Below are 16285 nucleotides of genomic sequence, written 5' to 3'. Positions count from 1 at the left end.
ACGACTGTTGGAGCGCGCGTGCAGGCGCGGAACTTTGCAAGTTCAGACGGCATTTTCCTCATGTGAACCTGAAGGAGGGTTTATCATGAAAATCTCCCGTCATATCCCATCCGCCCTGTCGCTTGGCCTCATCGCGGCGCTTTCGGCGGCGGTGCCCGTTCAGGCCGCGCCGGCCGGCTCGTCCATGCAGCAGGCGTCGGTCGTCCAGGTGGCGCAGACCCAGCCGGGCTATTGGAACGGCTATCGCGGATCGCGCACCGAGCGTCCCGGCACCCGCCGCCACACCGATGGCTACTGGTATCCGGACGCCGCCTTCGGCATCGACCGCCAGACCACCGGATCGATCACCCAACGGCCGGTGCAGACCCAGATGCAACCGATGCACAGCCAGACCTATTGTCAGGGCACATTCGGCGGCACCAATGGCGACGGCTCGATGCCGTGCGGCAACGGCTGGTAAAGTCGTCGCGAAGGCGGCGGTCTCTGCCGTCGCCTTCGACCCTCAAGCGATGACTCGAGCTGAAATTGCTCAAGTTTTGGTTGATTTGATGAAATGATGTGCACAAGCAGACGGTGCCTAACGATCTGGATTCCCGTGTTATGCGTTTTGTGCATTGCTGCGTTGCGGGAATCTCCCTATTCCTGATCGAAATCATAGGCTATCTATCTCCTCGAAGGCAGCGCACTCCTCCTCCCAGCGCTCCTTCATCGGACTGACAACACTCCTCCTCCCAGTTGTCAGTCAGGATCAAGAGCCCGGTGCACCTCCTCCCGCACCGGGCTCTTTTCTATTTCGGACCTCTCTTCCCGATTTTAATTGCTGACCTGCATTCTTGATTCGGCGGCTCCATCGTCGCAATCAAGGTAGCGCCATTGGGCAGCGGTCGAGGATGCCGAAAATTCAGATGGAAGTCGCCTGGCTTCTGATATATCACAGTGCGGTCGGCGGCATGGTCCGCCGCGCGAATGGGCGGTGAGGAAATGAACGATAGGAAACGGACGGTCGCGGTAGTTGGCGCAGGTGTCATCGGTGCTGCGATCGCGCTCGAATTGCAGCGGCGCGGCCTGCAGGTGACGCTGATCGACAAGGGCGAGCCCGGGCGCGGCACCTCTTACGGCAACATGGCCAGCATCGCGCTCGATTTCGCCGCCGGCTCTGGTCCCAATACCTGGCGCAAGATCCCCCGCTGGCTGCTCGATCCCGAAGGCCCCGTCTGGCTGCGTCCCGCCTATGCCTTGAAGATGGCGCCTTGGTTCCTGCGCTTCATCGCCGCCGGCAGGCCTCGCGGCTGCGTGACATCGAGGATGCGGGCATGAGCCTTTCAAATCCCGCGCTCGCCGATTTCCGCGCCATGCTGGATACGATTTCAGCTCCCGAGCTGATGACTGACGAAGGATGCCTGGCGATCTACGAGACCGAGGCGGAATTTACAGGTGATCGCGGCCACATCGATTTCATGCGCCGCTACGGCTTCGATTTCGACGTGCTCGAAGGCGCCGCCATCCGCGATCTGGAGCCCTCGCTGTCGCCGTCGATCGCCAAGGCGGTTCTGCTGCCCGACAACAAGACGATCCGCGATCCCTATCGCCTGGTGGTCAAGCTCGCCGCCGCCGCCCGCGAACGCGGCGCGACCTTCGTGTCCGGCGCCGTGCGCACCGTCGAGAAGAACGCCGACGGCACCTCCGTCGTGCTGCTTGAGAACGGCGAGCGTGTCGCGGCCGATTTCGTCGTGCTGGCGGCCGGCGTCCACACACGCTTCCTGGCGGAAAAGCTCGGCGAGCCCATCCCGCTCGAGACCGAGCGCGGCTACCACACGCAGATCATGCAGCCGGGCGTCTCGATGCGCTATTCGGTGATCTGGCCGCACCGCGCCTTCATGATCACGCCGACGGCTGGCGGCATCCGCGTCGGCGGCAATGTCGAGCTGGCGGGGCTGGATGCCGCGCCCGATTTTCGCCGCGCCCGCGTCCTCGTGCGTCATGCCCAGCGCGCCGTGCCGGGCCTTGAGGTCAAGGACGCCAGCGAGTGGATGGGCCATCGCCCGGCGCTGCCCGATACGATCCCGATCATCTCGCCGTCCTCGAAAATGCAGGGCGTCTGGTACGCAACCGGTCACGGCCATCTCGGCCTCACTTATTCGGCCACCACCGCGCGGCTGATCGCGGATATGGTGACGGGAGCCAAACCCGCCGTCGACATGACGCCGTTCCGTATCGACCGCTATTGAGACATAACATGAGAGCCGGCGGCGACGAGGTCGCTCTGCCGGCGGATAATGGGAGACGCCGATGAGATGGAAGCGCACGATCCAGCTTCTGGATGTCCACGCTGAAGGTGAGATCGGAAAGGTCGCGATCGGCGGCGTTCCGAAGATCCCGGGCAACACCGTTGCCGAGCAGCTGCACTGGCTGAACACCGATCCGAAGGGCCAGGAGCTTCGCCGCTTCCTCTGCCTCGAGCCGCGCGGCGCGCCGATCGGCTCCGTCAATCTGTTGCTGCCGCCGAGGCACCCGGACGCCGACGCCGCCTTCATCATCCTGCAGCCCGATCAGGCGCATGCCAGCTCCGGCTCGAACTCGATCTGCGTCACCACGGCGCTGCTCGAATCCGGCATCGTCGAGATGCACGAGCCGGAAACGGTGGTGACGCTGGAAACGGCGGCCGGCCTCGTCAAGGCAACCGCGACCTGCCGCGACGGTCGTTGCGAGAAGGTCAAACTGACAATGGTGCCGTCCTTCGTGCACGAGCTCGACGTATCGCTGGAGACAGAAGAGTGGGGTACGATCAAGCTCGACCTCTGCTATGGCGGCATCTTCTACGCGCTTGTCGATGTCGGCCAGATCGGCCTGACGATCGCCAAGTCCAATGCCGCCTCCCTGGTAGCCGCCGGCATGGTGATCAAGGAAAGGATCAATCGCGAGATCAAGGTCGTGCACCCGGAGATCCCGGCGATCTCGGGTGTCGCCTATGTCATGTTCCGCGATCTCGAGGCCGATGGCACGGTGCGCACCTGCACCACCATGTGGCCGGGCCGCGCCGATCGCTCGCCCTGCGGCACCGGAAATTCCGCCAACCTCGCGACGCTGCATGCGCGCGGCAAGGCGAAGGTCGGCGATGTCTTCAAGTCGCGCTCGATCATCGATCCGAATTCGAGGTCGGGCTTCTGGCCGAGACCACCGTCGCCGGCCGCCCGGCCGTCATCCCGACGATCACGGGCCGCGGCTTCACCTTCGGCCTGTCGCAGGTGGCGCTCGATCCCTTCGATCCGCACCCGGGCGGCTTCGCGCTGACGGATGTCTGGGGGCCGCTCGCCGGCGAGATCTGATCGCCGGCTCAGCGGTCGTCAGTAAGGAAACGGGTCGATCTGGGCTTTGCTACTGTCGCCCGGCTTGCCCGGATGGATCACGCCCTTGCGCAGGATGATGTTGGCGTAGAGGCGCGGCTCGCTGGTCTGGATCAGCGCATGCGCCGCCTTCACCCTGTTGTAGAAATCGGGCCCGACCAGCGGCACCACCTGCCGGTGCGGTTCGTAGTGGGCGCAGCAGTCGATCATCTCCTCATGCACGGGGTCGAGCTTGTCGCGCTCGCCCTTCACGGTGGCGCGGAAAATCGCCTCCGGCACGAAATCGTCGATCGGCAGCACGCTGAGCACGGCATCGAGCACGGGAATGATGCCGTGCCCATCGAGCCGGATCAGCCGCCGCGCGTCCTCGAGGCCCGGATAATTGCCGTCGACGATGGCGATCTCGTCGCCATGGCCCATGGCACGCAGCGTCGAGAGCAACTCCGGGCTCAGGATCGGGTTAAGTCCCTTCAGCATTCTCCACCTCCTTGAAGAGCACGTTCTGGTCCGTGAGATAGCGGGCGAAGATCGGCAGGCTGGCGCCGCCGATGGCGCGCGCGTGGGCACCCACCGCGCCCTCGATGATATCGGGCATGACGACGCCCTGCAGGTCGAGATTGTCCGCTTCGTAGATCGTCGCCTGAACGATCCGTTCGCGAACCCAGGGCGGGAAGCCGCCATCGATGACGGCGGCGCTGAAATCGATGATCGAGGCAGCCGCGACGATGCCCTGCGCCAGCGCCTTGGCGGTGTCCTGGATCCACAATTCGAGCGGCTCGCCGAAGTCGATCCAGTCGTCGGCCGAATACCAGAGTGGTTCCGGATCGATGCCGCGTTCGCGCAGCATGTTTTCGAGCACGAAGATCGAGGCGACTTCGAGCAGCTGCAAGGTCTCGCCGTTCTTCCCGCGCACCGGAAGCGGGCCGATCGCGCCGGCCGTGCCGGTGCGGCCGGAAAAGATCGCCGAGTTCAGAACGATGCCGCCGCCGATGAAGGAGCCGATGAAGAAATAGACGAAATCGGGATGCTGCGGGCCGATGCCGAAGACGAGTTCCGCGCCACAGGCGCTGGTCGCGTCGTTCTGCAGATAGACCGGGTAGGGGAGGCTCGCCGCCACCTCGGCATGCAGGTCGTAATCGCGCCAGACGTCCATCGCGCCTTTGGGCGAGCCCACTTCCTCTTCCCAGTTCCACAGCTCAAAAGGTGCCGCAATGCCGACGCCGGCGATCCGGCTGCGCTCGTCGTCGCTCAGCCGGCTTTCCAGTTCCTTTATGCCGGAAACGATGAATTTGAGAAACAGATCGGGCAGGGGGTAGGCGTAGGTGACATGCAGCTGCATGCGGATCTTGCCGACGAAGTCCATCAGCACCAGGTCGGCGCTGCGCCGCCCCATCTTCACGCCGAAGGAATAGACCGCATCCGGATTGAGCCGCATCGGAACCGACGGCTGGCCCACGCGTCCGCGGATCGGCTCGCCGCGCGAAAGCAGCCCTTCCTTTTCCAATACGCGCATGATCACCGACACGGTTTGCGCCGAAAGGCCCGTGCGGCGTGCGATATCCGCCTTCGACTGGGCGCCATGCAGGCGCACCAAAGAAAGCACCAGTCTCTCATTGTAGGCGCGAACCCGAACCTGGTTCGCGCCGCCTGCCGGGCTGACGCCGGGCAGCTGGGCCGGCAAGTGAACCGGACCTCTCATCGACGACATTGGCCATTCCTCCCGTTGATCGGCCTATGCGTTATTTTCGCCGAGCATGCCACAGGGAATTAATAATTCAATTGGATTTATTTATTGACAAGCTAAATTCTTTCGCCCTTAATTAGTACCGTAAACAGCGCGAAACGGCTTGGAGGAAGCCATCGGCGGTCGTCTGAGGCGGTGTTCGCGCTTTAAAATTCCGGCAAGCCATGGGGCGGTCCGGCTACACTCTGGGAGGAGTAAATGAAGAAATCAGTGCTTTCCACCGCGCTCGCCGCGCTGGCTCTCGGCGTCGCCTTCTCGGCGCCCGCAAAGGCCGCGGACGTCTCCGCCTGCCTGATCACCAAGACCGACACCAACCCCTTCTTCGTCAAGATGAAGGAAGGCGCGACCGCCAAGGCGAAGGAACTCGGCGTCAACCTGAAGTCCTATGCCGGCAAGATCGATGGTGACTCGGAAAGCCAGGTGGCCGCGATCGAAACCTGCATCGCCGATGGCGCCAAGGGCATCCTGATTGCCGCTTCCGACACCAAGGGCATCGTACCGAACGTCAAGAAGGCCCGCGACGCCGGCCTGCTCGTCATCGCGCTCGACACCCCGCTTGAGCCGATCGACAGCGCCGACATGACCTTTGCCACCGACAACCTGCTCGCCGGCAAGCTGATCGGCCAGTGGGCCAAGGAAACGCTGGGCGACAAGGCCGCGGACGCCAAGGTTGCCTTTCTCGATCTGACCCCGTCGCAGCCGTCCGTCGACGTCCTGCGCGACCAGGGCTTCATGATGGGCTTCGGCATCGACCCGAAGGACCCGAACAAGATCGGCGACGAGGACGACAAGCGCGTCGTCGGCCACGACATCACCAACGGCAACGAGGAAGGCGGCCGTACCGCGATGGAAAACCTTCTCCAGAAGGATCCGACCATCAACGTCGTCCACACCATCAACGAACCGGCTGCCGCCGGCGCCTATGAAGCGCTGAAGGCTGTCGGCCGCGAGAAGGACGTGCTGATCGTCTCCGTCGACGGCGGTTGCCCTGGTGTCAAGAACGTCGCCGACGGCGTCATCGGCGCCACCTCGCAGCAGTATCCGCTGCAGATGGCAGCACTCGGCATCGAGGCGATCAAGAAGTTCGCCGACAGCGGCGAAAAGCCGAAGCCGACCGAAGGCAAGAACTTCTTCGACACCGGCGTGACGCTCGTCACCGACAAGCCGGTCTCCGGCGTCAAGTCGATCGACACCAAGGAAGGCCTTGGCAAGTGCTGGGGCTAAGCGATCGGGCCTGAGACCCCTCCCAACCCTCCCCACAAGGGGGAGGGCTAACCCGGCCGGTTCCGCTGAGCCTCGATTGGGGCAGGTGGGCGCCGCAAGTCTTCTCCCCCCTTGTGGGGGAGATGGCCGGCAGGCCAGAGGGGACTTTCCCGGTGCAACGACTGTCACCCCAGGCGGCCGCAAGGCAGGCCTGGGGAAAGACCACCACTCACATGCAATCGTCCCGCGCACGCACGGCGGACAGGATTCCGGGAGGAACATCCATGAGTGAGCCAACCGCGGCATCGCCGCATCACGATTACGAAAAAGTCCTCAAGGACAGTTCGACCGACGTCGCCTCGTTCGACACGGACGACAAGAGTTTCCTTCAGAAGTTCCGGCATTTCCTGCATTCGAGCCCATCGGCGGTCTCGCTGATCGTGCTCGTGCTGTCGCTGGTCATCTTCGGCGCCTTGCTGGGCACCAAGTTCTTCTCCGCCTTCTCGCTGACGCTCATTCTTCAGCAGGTGGCGATTACGGGCATCGTCGGCGCCGCGCAGACGCTTGTCATCATGACGGCCGGCATCGATCTGTCGGTCGGCGCCATCATGGTGCTGTCCTCGGTCGTCATGGGCCAGTTCGTCTTCCGCTACGGCCTTCCGGTCGAGCTCGCCATCCTCTGTGGCTTTGCCGTCGGCGCGCTCTGCGGCTTCATCAATGGCTGGCTCGTCGCCCGCATGAAGCTGCCACCCTTCATTGTCACGCTCGGCATGTGGCAGATCGTTCTCGCGACCAACTTCCTCTACTCCGCCAACGAGACGATCCGCGCCCAGGAAATCGAAACCACGGCGCCGCTCCTCCAGCTCTTCGGCGATACCTTCCGCATCGGCGGCGCGGTGTTCACCTATGGCGTCATCGCCATGGTGCTGCTCGTAGCCTTCCTCTGGTATGTGCTCAACCATACGCCTTGGGGCCGCCATCTCTATGCAGTGGGTGACGATCCTGAGGCCGCCGAACTGTCGGGTGTCAACGTCAAGCGCATGCTGATCTCGGTCTACGTGCTCTCCGGCATCATCTGCGCGCTCGCCGGCTGGGCCCTCATCGGCCGCATCGGCTCGGTGTCGCCCACCGCCGGCCAGTTCGCCAACATCGAAAGCATCACGGCGGTGGTGATCGGCGGCATCTCGCTCTTCGGCGGCCGCGGCTCCGTTCTCGGCATGATGTTCGGCGCGCTCATCGTCGGCGTCTTCTCGCTCGGCCTGCGCCTGCTCGGCACGGACGTGCAATGGACCTACCTCTTGATCGGCGTCCTCATCATCGTCGCCGTCGCAATCGACCAGTGGATCAGAAAGGCAGCAGGCTGATGGCAACCGAACCCCTTCTCATGGCGCGTGGTCTCGTCAAGCGCTACGGCCGCGTCACCGCCCTCGACCACGCCGATTTCGATCTCTATCCGGGCGAAATCCTGGCCGTGATCGGCGATAACGGTGCCGGCAAGTCCTCGCTCATCAAGGCGATCTCCGGCGCCATCCGTCCCGATGAAGGCGAGATCCGCCTCGAAGGCCAGCCGATCAACTTCCATTCGCCGATGGAAGCCAGAAAGGCCGGTATCGAGACCGTCTACCAGAACCTTGCCCTGTCGCCGGCGCTGTCGATCGCCGACAACATGTTCCTCGGCCGCGAGATCCGCAAACCGGGCTTCATGGGCAAGGTCATGCGCAAGCTCGATCACTCGGCGATGGAAAAGATGGCGCGGCAGAAGCTCACCGAGCTCGGCCTGATGACCATCCAGAACATCAACCAGGCGGTCGAAACCCTCTCCGGCGGCCAGCGTCAGGGCGTGGCGGTTGCACGCGCCGCTGCCTTCGGCTCCAAGGTCATCATCCTCGACGAGCCGACGGCGGCCCTGGGCGTCAAGGAAAGCCGGCGCGTGCTGGAACTGATCCTCGACGTCCGCTCGCGCGGCATCCCGATCGTGCTGATCTCGCACAACATGCCGCATGTCTTCGAGGTGGCGGATCGCATCCACATCCACCGCCTCGGGCGTCGCTTGACGGTCATCAATCCGAAGGAATACACAATGTCGGATGCCGTCGCCTTCATGACCGGCGCCAAGTCAGTTCCTACGGAGCCTGTTGCCGCATGACGATGACGATCGAGGATATCGCCGGCGAGGTCCTTGCCCGCGCCGGCGACGCGAAGCGCTTTCTGATCGCCATCGCCGGCCCGCCCGGCGCCGGCAAGTCCACAATGGCAGACCACATCGCCGACGCGCTGCGGGCCGGCGGCGAAACTGCCGCAGTATTGCCGATGGACGGCTTCCACATGGACAATGCCATCCTGATCGAGCGCGGCCAGCTTGCCCGCAAGGGCATCCCCGAGACCTTCGACGTGCGCGGCTTCCTCGATATCATCCGCGCCGTTCGCCTGGCCGATCAGGAAGTGTTGGTGCCGGTGTTCGATCGCTCGCGTGAGCTTGCCATCGCCTCGGCGCGTCCCATCTCCCCGGAGCATCGCTTCATCATCGTCGAGGGCAACTACCTGCTCTTCAGCCTCGGCAAGTGGGCGGAACTCGAAGGCGTGTTCGATTATTCGATCATGCTCGCCCCGCCGATCGAGGTGCTCGAGGAGCGGTTGTGGGCGCGCTGGCGCGGCTACAAGCTGAGCGAGGAGGAATCGGCGCGCAAGGTCTATGAGAACGACCTTCCGAACGGCCGCCTCATTCTCGGCAATCGCCGCCGCGCCGACGTCACGCTCGAGATCGCCTGATCGCAATTGCCCGGCTGCGATGGGCAAACCATTTGCCATCGAACATGCTTGGATGTAATTCCCAAGGCTGAGCCTGAAGCGCAGCCTTGCCGGAGTTACAGTCATGCAATCGATCACCATCCGCCGCCCCGATGATTGGCATCTTCACCTGCGTGACGGCGCCATGCTGGAAGGTGTGATCGCCGATCTCAAGCCGCGACTTCGCCCGCGCCATCATCATGCCGAACCTCGTGCCGCCGGTCGTGACGACAACGGATGCTGAGGCCTATCGAGGCCGCATCATGGCAGCACTTCCGAAGGGCGACCGCTTCGAGCCGCTGATGACGCTCTATCTGACCGAACACACCGATCCCGACGACGTGGAGAAGGGCAAGACGAGCGGCCTGATCACCGCAGTCAAGCTGTATCCAGCCGGTGCCACCACCAATTCGCATGGCGGCGTACGCGATATCGACAAGGCCATGCCGGTGCTCGAGCGCATGGCCAAGATCGGCCTTCCGCTTTGCGTCCATGGTGAAGTCACGACATCGGACGTCGATATATTCGATCGCGAAGCCGTCTTCATCGAAACCGTGCTCGATCCGTTGCGCAAGCGCCTGCCGGAGCTGAAGGTGACGATGGAACACGTCACCACCAAGGACGGCATCGACTACATCAAGTCGGCTGAGCGCAACCTCGCCGGCTCGATCACCACCCATCACCTGATCATCAACCGCAACGCCATCCTCGTCGGCGGCATTCGTCCGCATTATTATTGCCTGCCGGTCGCCAAGCGCGAACATCACCGCGTGGCGCTGCGCCAGGCCGCCACGAGCGGTGACGCTCGCTTCTTCCTCGGCACCGATTCCGCCCCGCATGTCGACCCGCTCAAGGAATGCGGCTGTGGCTGCGCCGGCATCTACACCTCGATCAACACGATGAGCTGCCTTGCCCACGTCTTCGAACAGGACAATGCCCTCGACCGACTGGAAGCCTTCGCGTCGCTGAACGGCCCAGCCTGGTATGGCCTTCCTGTCAATGAGGAAAGAATAACGCTGGTGAAGCGCGCCGAGCCTGTGTCGTTTCCGGCCAGGATCGAGACCGGCGCCGGTCCCGTCACCGTATTCGACCCCATGTTCCCGCTCCATTGGGATGTCGAGCGCTGACAGCGCTCGTAAACCCATTAGTTTTTACTGGGAGGAGAGTATCTATCCGCGGAGATATGTTATTGCGCTAACATCTATGCTTTAAATACATGTTTTTTTAACGAAATTGATAACACATTCGCTCTCGGGCAAATTCCATTTTCTGAAAACGAAAGCGTGGCAGAAGCCGCGGAGTTCAAAGCATGACGCTTGACTATAATTCATTGCTGACCGCGTTGGCGGTCTCGGCGGCATGTCTCGCCATTACCGTGCTGGCGAGCTGGATTGCCCGGCGAACCGAAACATTTCTGCTGGCCTGCGGCATCGGCCTCATTCTGATCGTCAGCGGCATCTTTGCCTATGGGCTCTATGTCGACCAGCCGAACGTGACCGTCGGCATCGTCAATTTCGCGCTCCTCTTTCCCGGCTTCGCGATGGTGTGGGGGGCCGGGTGCCAGTTCCGATCGGGAAAGTTCCCGCGCGGGCGCGTGGCGGCCTCTGCCGCTGTCACAACGGTAGCGGCGTCGCTGCCTATGTTGCTCGGCTACGACGGCCTGGCCTTCATCATCGACAACACCGTCATTGCCGCGTTCCTGTTCGCCACCGCCTATCAATACTGGCGCGCGCGATCCGAGGCCGCCGTGCCGCTGACGGGGATTACCGCCCTTTACTGCCTGACGGCCTTTTCGTTCGTTCTCTGCGCCGTTGTCCTGATCTATCAGGGCAAGCTCGTCCTGGGGGTGGCTCCAAAGAACTGGGCGGAAGATCTCAGCCTCGCCGTCTGTATCGCCAGCATGACCGGCATCGGCGCGCTGTCGCTTGCCTTGCACCAATGGCGCATGGCAGCCCGCCATCGCATCGACGCGGCAACCGATCCGTTGACCGGCCTGCTTAACCGCCGCGCGCTCTTCGATCGCCACGGCGCCGGCGTCATGGGGCCGACGACGGCGGTGCTGGTCTTCGACATCGACCATTTCAAGTCGATCAACGACAGCTTCGGTCACGCGGTCGGCGACCGCGTCCTCAAGATCTTCGCCGCCGAATTGACCGCCAATTGCCGGCTGAGCGACACGGTTGCCCGTCACGGTGGGGAAGAGTTCGCCATGGTGCTGCACGAGGTCATGCCCGGCCGTGCTGAAATCGTGGCCGAGCGCATCCGAAAGGCGTTCGAGGAACGCGAACTCGATATCGACGGAGAGTTGTGCAAATGCACCGTCAGCGTCGGCGTCGCATCCGGTCGCACCAAGCCGCTGCCATTCGATGCCATGCTGAGCGCCGCCGACAAGGCGCTCTATGCGGCCAAGCGCGCCGGCCGCAACCGTGTCGAGCTTGCGAGCCACCTGCAGGCCGTCCCGACCGACACGGCCCGCACCGCCTCTTGACCCGCTCGCCTCAGGCAGCCCAAAGGCCGCGCGTCGACAGATATCCGACCGCCCCGAGCAGGATGGCCACCGCCGAGGCGAGCCCGAGCGTCACGGCATAGTCTCGGCGTCCGGCGGTAAAGGCCAACGCCACCTTCGTCACCATGTTGACCAGAACGGCGATCAGCGTCACGTCGGCCGCCGTCGTGGCGCTGATCGTCGAGCCCACGAGGCGCACGGTCGAGAGCGTGATCGCGTCCACATCGACGAGACCGGAAATGGCGGCGACGACATAGAGCGCCGAGGCGCCGACATATTCGGTCGCGATCTTCGAGACGAGGCTGATCAGGCCGAGCAGCAGCGCGAAGGAAATCACCGTCCTGAGTTCGAACGGATTGGTCAGCTCGATCTTCGGGGCCTGCGTCGAGGACCCGGAGCGCCAGGCCAGAAAAAGGCTGGTTGCCAGGAAGCCGATGATGGCGGGGATGAGCGCCGACGAGAGCGGCGCGAGCATGGCGAGCGAAAGGGCGCTGGCGATGACGAGAACGCGTGCGAAGGACAGCGCGCCTGCAATCGCCGCTCCCGCCGCCAGATGCCGCGCCCCTTGCGGGGCTTCCATCGAATAGCGTGCGAAGGAGAGCGTCAGCGCCGTGGAGGAGACGAGCCCGCCGGCCGCTCCCGCGAGCAATATCCCTCGGCTCGATCCCATGAGCCGGATGGCCACGTAGCCGGCGAACGACAGCGCCGCGATGGTGATCGTCAGAAGCCAGAGCGAATAGGGGTTGAGCGCGCCCCAGGGGTCGAGCGCCTGGTCCGGCAGCAGCGGCAGAGCGATGACAGTCATCGCCAGCAGCATCAGCGCCGACCGCAGCTCCACCCAGGTCAGCCCCTGCAGGAAGCCGTGAAGGCTGGTGCGGGCCGCGAGCACGACGGTCACCGCGACCGCGCCGGCCCCTGCCGTGATCAGATCACCAAGGGCGGCAAGCATGCCGAGCGCGAACACGCAAAGGGCCGCGATGATGGACGTGATGCCGTAATCCTTGTCCTCGATCGCCTCCTGCCACTTGCCCGCGATGTAGACGGCGCCGAGAAGAACGGCGATCGTGGCCGGCAGGAACGGGCCGGTCAGCGGCTGCAGCGTGCCGACGATGCCGCCGAGAAAGCCGGTGAGCCCAAACGTCCGAAGCCCGGCGGTGCGCCCGCCGGCGCGCACCTCACGCTCTGTCCAGCCCCGCTCGACGCCCACGAGCAGGCCGATGGCAAGCGCCACGCCGAGACGGCGGAAGAGTTCGATATGGTCCATGCCCTGCACGATATCGCCGCCGCGCCGCTAAGCAAGCGCAAACATTTGAAACCATTGGCGCATTAGAGATATCGGCGCTCGATTGCGCGATCAGATCACCATCAGTGCCCGGACGAACGCGGCCGATGCCAAAAGCGACGCCATCGTTCTCACATGGTTCCACCACGTCCAGTCGCGAAGGTAGCCTTGCCACAGGGCGGAGGCCTCGGGACCGTTGCCGGAAACCTGCCCCAGCGCATCGTTCATCGGTACGTTGAAGATGATGGTCGAGGCGAAGGAAGCGACAATGTAGATGATCGCGCCGGCGAGCATCCACAGGCTCGCTCCCTCCCGCCAGCTCATCACCGCGAGCACGCCGATCAAGAGGCAAAGAATGGCCGTCGGCACGAACAGCATCATGAAGGGTGAGCGCAGGATCGTGACGTTGATCGAGTTCATCGCCGCGATCCCCTGTTCCGTCGGGATGCGCGAAAACGCCGGCATCACGAAGGTCGAGAACGCGAAGAACGTCCCGGCGACGAGCCCGCTACCGATCGCGGCGGCGACAAGCGCCAATACGAGAATGATTGCCATGCCGATGACCTCCCACTTTGGCTGCGCCAAAAGTCAATAACAGAGAAACTCTCTCATTTGCAAAATGAGATAAACTCTCTTATTTCTACTGTCAAGCGCGATGGAGCATCGGATGACGGACGAAGCGGCGGCGGGATCGCGAATAAAGACGGGCGCCACAAGGCAGCCCCGGCGCATTCCTCGTCAGCAAAGGGGCCGCGAGCGCTTCGAGAAGATACTGACCGTTGCCACGCAACTGATCGAGGCGAAGGGAAGCGATGCGCTGAAGATGAGCGAGATCGTCGAAAAGGCCGATCTCTCATTCGGCGCGCTCTACCAGTATTTCCCGGATAGGAGCTCGATTTTCGCAACGCTTGCCGAGCGCTTCAACGAGGAGGGCCGCGCCTGCGTGGTCGCGGCGCTTGCGGAGGCGACGGATGCCGCCACGCTGCGTGCGGCGCTTTGCAGGATCGCCGACGAGTACCACGCCTTCTTCCGCAGCGAGCCCGTCATGCGCGACATATGGTTCGCCACGCAGGCGGATCGGCTGCTGCAGAAAATCGACGCCGACGATATGGAGTTTCACGCGCAGGCGCTGCTGGCGGTGCTGGAGGAGGTCTATCCGGATCGTCGCAAGCCCGCGCTGCTGGCGCTTGCGAGGCTCGTCATGCAGCTCCTGGCAGCGGCGGTCAGATATGCCGCCGCGTTGAGCGAGGACGAGGGACGGGCAGCAATCGCGCTCTACAAGAAGATGCTGCCCGCCGATATCGGCGAATTGATAGCGGAGTGATCAGGCACGGATCTTCGCGTCCCTGACCGACAGGGCGACCGCCGAGCGAACCGTGTTGCGGCCACCGTTCTTGGCGGCATAAAGCTCCCGGTCCGCCGCCATCAGCATGGATTTCAGCGTTTCGCTGGCGGGGTCGCCGCGATAGACGCCGAAGCTTGCCGTGACGCGCTTGGCCGGCAGCGGGCCGACGGCCTTGCTTTCGAACTGCAGGCGCAGCCTGTTGGCGATGCCGACCGCGACATCGATATCGGTCCGCGGCAGGACCAGGCAGAACTCCTCGCCGCCGATGCGGGCCGCGATGTCATAGGGGCGCATGTTGTGCTGGATCGTGGCGCCGGCCATCACCAGCACCTGGTCGCCGACGTCGTGGCCGAACTGGTCGTTGATCGACTTGAAGTGATCGAGATCGAAGACCACGACGGAGATCGGCGTGCGCTCGCGCGCGGCGCGGGCAATCTCCAGCGCTCCGATATCCTTCAGCCAGCGGCGGTTGCCGAGGCCGGTCAGGACGTCGGTGGTCGCCTGCCGGCGCAACTGTGCCAGCGTCGCGTCCAGTTCCTTGATCAGGATCGAGATCCCGTTGGTCACGATCCCGACCTCGTCCTTGCGCTGGCTGCGGACCGACTTCACGACGCCGGTGGAGCGGTAGGTTTCGACCACGCCCGCGATCTGGTGCAACGGCCGGATGAATGCCCAGACGCATGCCAGGCAAAAGGCCGTGCCGATCAGCGTCGCCGCCAGCACGAGGATCAGGACGGGCATAGCCTCGCTGCGAAAGCCGGTGACCAGATAGACGACGAGCGCCAGAAGCGGCACGTGCGTCGAGACAAAGCAAATGGAAAAGATCTTGAGGGTCAGCGATTGGTTGAACTGCTGGAACGGTGTGAACCTCGTCAGGCGCATTCTGGACTCCTTCATGGTGTCTTTGGGCGCTCGGAAAATGGCTGGGGAAGTTTCACCCTGTTGTTAATGAAATCATTCAAATTTGAATGTCTTCGGGGTCCTCGGGCATCGTGCTCCATGCAAATGCCTGCCGAACAATACGTATGATGAATGTCTAAAATTATGAACAGGTTGTGGAAATTTAAGTTGTCCGCAACGGAAATACCAGCGATGGTTTTCATCGCGCAGCACGCCTCGCGCAAACGGTGAAATGGCCGTGCTGCGACGCACCGTTCGGGCGGCGAAATTAACAGAGCGAGAAGCGGTCTCAATAACAACGCAGGCGCGTGCAATTGCCATTCTTGCCTTTGAGCCTCGCGCGTTCTGGAAACTTGCCCCACTTGCTGCTATTGGCCCATAAGTTTGAGCACAAGATCGAGGCAAGGAGAGAACGATGATCCAGGCAACATTCACAGACCGCAAAGTCATGGCCGAACTGGTGGCCAAGATGCTCTGGGAGATCAAGGCCGTTCACTTCAATGCCACCCAGCCCTACAAGTTCGCCTCCGGCATGGCGAGCCCCGTCTATATCGACTGCCGCAAGCTTCTCTCCTTCCCGCGCATCCGCTCGACGGTGATGGACTTCGCCGCCAGCGTCGTGTTGCGCGAGGCGGGCTTCGAGAAGTTCGATTGCATCGCCGGCGGCGAAACCGCGGGCATCCCCTTTGCCGCTCTTCTGGCCGATCGCCTCGGCCTGCCAATGATCTATGTCCGCAAGCAGCCGAAGGGCCACGGCCGCAACGCCCAGATCGAAGGCAACATGCCCGAGGGTTCGCGCGTTCTCGTCATCGAGGACCTGACGACGGCGGGTGGCAGCATGTTCAAGTTCATCGACGCGGTGCGCGCAGCTGGCGGCATTGTCGATCATGGCATCGCGCTCTTCTACTACGGCATCTTCGATGAGGGCGCGCTGCGCTTCGCCGATGGCAAGGTCAAGCTGCACTACATCGCCACCTGGCGCGATGTTCTCGCCGTCGCCAAGGAGCAGCAGCTGTTTGATCAGAACACGTTGAACGAGGTGGAATCCTTCCTCGACGCGCCGCTCGCATGGTCCGGCCGCAACGGCGGTATTTCATCACTTTGAGTGAATAATTGCTCACGCCGCTTTGCTTTTGCCACGAAGTTATCTAATCCAATTGAGCATCGACGGATC

At 63.1% G+C, this 16285-nt stretch carries 13 protein-coding genes and 3 pseudogenes; 11 read left to right on the top strand and 5 right to left on the bottom strand.

Annotated features, from left to right (window positions below):
• Positions 1-85: 85 nt before the first annotated feature.
• The 3 genes and pseudogenes from P3R82_RS23710 to P3R82_RS23700 all read left to right on the top strand — a co-directional run bounded on the left by P3R82_RS23710 (position 86) and on the right by P3R82_RS23700 (position 3326).
• Positions 86-460, top strand: coding sequence for a surface protein (locus tag P3R82_RS23710; RefSeq protein ID WP_283195562.1), 375 nt, complete (start codon positions 86-88; stop codon positions 458-460).
• Positions 461-981: 521 nt separating this feature from the next.
• Positions 982-2228 (top strand): annotated as a pseudogene (locus P3R82_RS23705) (FAD-dependent oxidoreductase).
• Between the two features lie 61 nt (positions 2229-2289).
• Positions 2290-3326 (top strand): annotated as a pseudogene (locus P3R82_RS23700) (4-hydroxyproline epimerase).
• Positions 3327-3344: 18 nt separating this feature from the next.
• Here the strand turns inward: P3R82_RS23700 and P3R82_RS23695 are convergent.
• Both P3R82_RS23695 and P3R82_RS23690 read right to left on the bottom strand, forming a co-directional pair.
• Positions 3345-3821: an RbsD/FucU domain-containing protein gene (locus tag P3R82_RS23695; protein WP_283195561.1), complete on the bottom strand. Its 477-nt coding sequence runs from the start codon at positions 3819-3821 to the stop codon at positions 3345-3347.
• Positions 3805-5052, bottom strand: a complete 1248-nt coding sequence (locus P3R82_RS23690; protein WP_283195560.1) for an ROK family protein — start codon at positions 5050-5052, stop codon at positions 3805-3807. The genes P3R82_RS23695 and P3R82_RS23690 overlap by 17 nt, the downstream gene beginning before the upstream one ends.
• A 234-nt stretch (positions 5053-5286) precedes the next feature.
• On the opposite strand from P3R82_RS23690, the gene P3R82_RS23685 reads away from it, so the two are divergent.
• The 6 genes and pseudogenes from P3R82_RS23685 to P3R82_RS23660 all read left to right on the top strand — a co-directional run bounded on the left by P3R82_RS23685 (position 5287) and on the right by P3R82_RS23660 (position 11566).
• Positions 5287-6312 (top strand): sugar ABC transporter substrate-binding protein, encoded by a 1026-nt coding sequence (locus tag P3R82_RS23685; RefSeq protein ID WP_183901235.1) that lies wholly within the window; start codon positions 5287-5289, stop codon positions 6310-6312.
• A gap of 263 nt (positions 6313-6575) precedes the next feature.
• Positions 6576-7655: an ABC transporter permease gene (locus P3R82_RS23680; RefSeq protein WP_018898261.1), complete on the top strand. Its 1080-nt coding sequence runs from the start codon at positions 6576-6578 to the stop codon at positions 7653-7655.
• Complete coding sequence (locus P3R82_RS23675) at positions 7655-8437, top strand: ATP-binding cassette domain-containing protein (RefSeq protein ID WP_111561616.1); 783 nt, start codon at positions 7655-7657, stop codon at positions 8435-8437. The genes P3R82_RS23680 and P3R82_RS23675 overlap by 1 nt, the downstream gene beginning before the upstream one ends.
• Positions 8434-9060 carry a nucleoside triphosphate hydrolase gene (locus tag P3R82_RS23670; protein ID WP_283195559.1) on the top strand — a complete coding sequence of 209 codons (627 nt, stop codon included), beginning with the start codon at positions 8434-8436 and terminating at the stop codon, positions 9058-9060. The genes P3R82_RS23675 and P3R82_RS23670 overlap by 4 nt, the downstream gene beginning before the upstream one ends.
• 103 nt (positions 9061-9163) lie before the next feature.
• Positions 9164-10205, top strand: a pseudogene (gene pyrC / locus P3R82_RS23665) (dihydroorotase).
• Between the two features lie 182 nt (positions 10206-10387).
• Positions 10388-11566 (top strand): GGDEF domain-containing protein, encoded by a 1179-nt coding sequence (locus P3R82_RS23660; protein WP_283195558.1) that lies wholly within the window; start codon positions 10388-10390, stop codon positions 11564-11566.
• Positions 11567-11576: 10 nt separating this feature from the next.
• Here the strand turns inward: P3R82_RS23660 and P3R82_RS23655 are convergent, their stop codons facing one another.
• Together P3R82_RS23655 and P3R82_RS23650 are read right to left on the bottom strand one after the other, a co-directional pair.
• On the bottom strand, positions 11577-12848 hold the full coding sequence (locus P3R82_RS23655) for an MgtC/SapB family protein (protein WP_283195557.1): 1272 nt from the start codon (positions 12846-12848) through the stop codon (positions 11577-11579).
• A gap of 90 nt (positions 12849-12938) precedes the next feature.
• Positions 12939-13421: an anthrone oxygenase family protein gene (locus tag P3R82_RS23650; protein WP_283195556.1), complete on the bottom strand. Its 483-nt coding sequence runs from the start codon at positions 13419-13421 to the stop codon at positions 12939-12941.
• Between the two features lie 112 nt (positions 13422-13533).
• Here P3R82_RS23650 and P3R82_RS23645 point away from each other — a divergent pair, with 112 nt between their 5' ends.
• On the top strand, positions 13534-14190 hold the full coding sequence (locus P3R82_RS23645; protein WP_283195555.1) for a TetR/AcrR family transcriptional regulator: 657 nt from the start codon (positions 13534-13536) through the stop codon (positions 14188-14190).
• On the opposite strand, the gene P3R82_RS23640 is transcribed toward P3R82_RS23645, so the two are convergent.
• Positions 14191-15093 (bottom strand): GGDEF domain-containing protein, encoded by a 903-nt coding sequence (locus tag P3R82_RS23640; RefSeq protein ID WP_283195554.1) that lies wholly within the window; start codon positions 15091-15093, stop codon positions 14191-14193.
• A 433-nt stretch (positions 15094-15526) separates the two neighbouring features.
• Here P3R82_RS23640 and P3R82_RS23635 point away from each other — a divergent pair, with 433 nt between their 5' ends.
• Complete coding sequence (locus P3R82_RS23635; protein ID WP_183901242.1) at positions 15527-16216, top strand: orotate phosphoribosyltransferase; 690 nt, start codon at positions 15527-15529, stop codon at positions 16214-16216.
• The last annotated feature ends 69 nt before the right edge of the window (positions 16217-16285 follow it).

Source organism: Rhizobium sp. AN80A (assembly GCF_030053015.1).
GTDB lineage: Bacteria > Pseudomonadota > Alphaproteobacteria > Rhizobiales > Rhizobiaceae > Rhizobium > Rhizobium metallidurans.
Note: the sequence above shows the minus strand (reverse complement) of the source record. Positions and strands in the feature narration are given on the sequence as shown.

Coding starts and splice junctions, on each gene's coding strand:
- P3R82_RS23710 (WP_283195562.1), top strand. CDS start 86: ATGAAAATCTCCCGTCATATCCCATCCGCCCTGTCGCTTGGCCTCATC.
- P3R82_RS23680 (WP_018898261.1), top strand. CDS start 6,576: ATGAGTGAGCCAACCGCGGCATCGCCGCATCACGATTACGAAAAAGTC.
- P3R82_RS23685 (WP_183901235.1), top strand. CDS start 5,287: ATGAAGAAATCAGTGCTTTCCACCGCGCTCGCCGCGCTGGCTCTCGGC.
- P3R82_RS23695 (WP_283195561.1), bottom strand. CDS start 3,821: ATGCTGAAGGGACTTAACCCGATCCTGAGCCCGGAGTTGCTCTCGACG.
- P3R82_RS23655 (WP_283195557.1), bottom strand. CDS start 12,848: ATGGACCATATCGAACTCTTCCGCCGTCTCGGCGTGGCGCTTGCCATC.
- P3R82_RS23690 (WP_283195560.1), bottom strand. CDS start 5,052: ATGTCGTCGATGAGAGGTCCGGTTCACTTGCCGGCCCAGCTGCCCGGC.
- P3R82_RS23640 (WP_283195554.1), bottom strand. CDS start 15,093: ATGCGCCTGACGAGGTTCACACCGTTCCAGCAGTTCAACCAATCGCTG.
- P3R82_RS23675 (WP_111561616.1), top strand. CDS start 7,655: ATGGCAACCGAACCCCTTCTCATGGCGCGTGGTCTCGTCAAGCGCTAC.
- P3R82_RS23670 (WP_283195559.1), top strand. CDS start 8,434: ATGACGATGACGATCGAGGATATCGCCGGCGAGGTCCTTGCCCGCGCC.
- P3R82_RS23635 (WP_183901242.1), top strand. CDS start 15,527: ATGATCCAGGCAACATTCACAGACCGCAAAGTCATGGCCGAACTGGTG.
- P3R82_RS23645 (WP_283195555.1), top strand. CDS start 13,534: ATGACGGACGAAGCGGCGGCGGGATCGCGAATAAAGACGGGCGCCACA.
- P3R82_RS23660 (WP_283195558.1), top strand. CDS start 10,388: ATGACGCTTGACTATAATTCATTGCTGACCGCGTTGGCGGTCTCGGCG.
- P3R82_RS23650 (WP_283195556.1), bottom strand. CDS start 13,421: ATGGCAATCATTCTCGTATTGGCGCTTGTCGCCGCCGCGATCGGTAGC.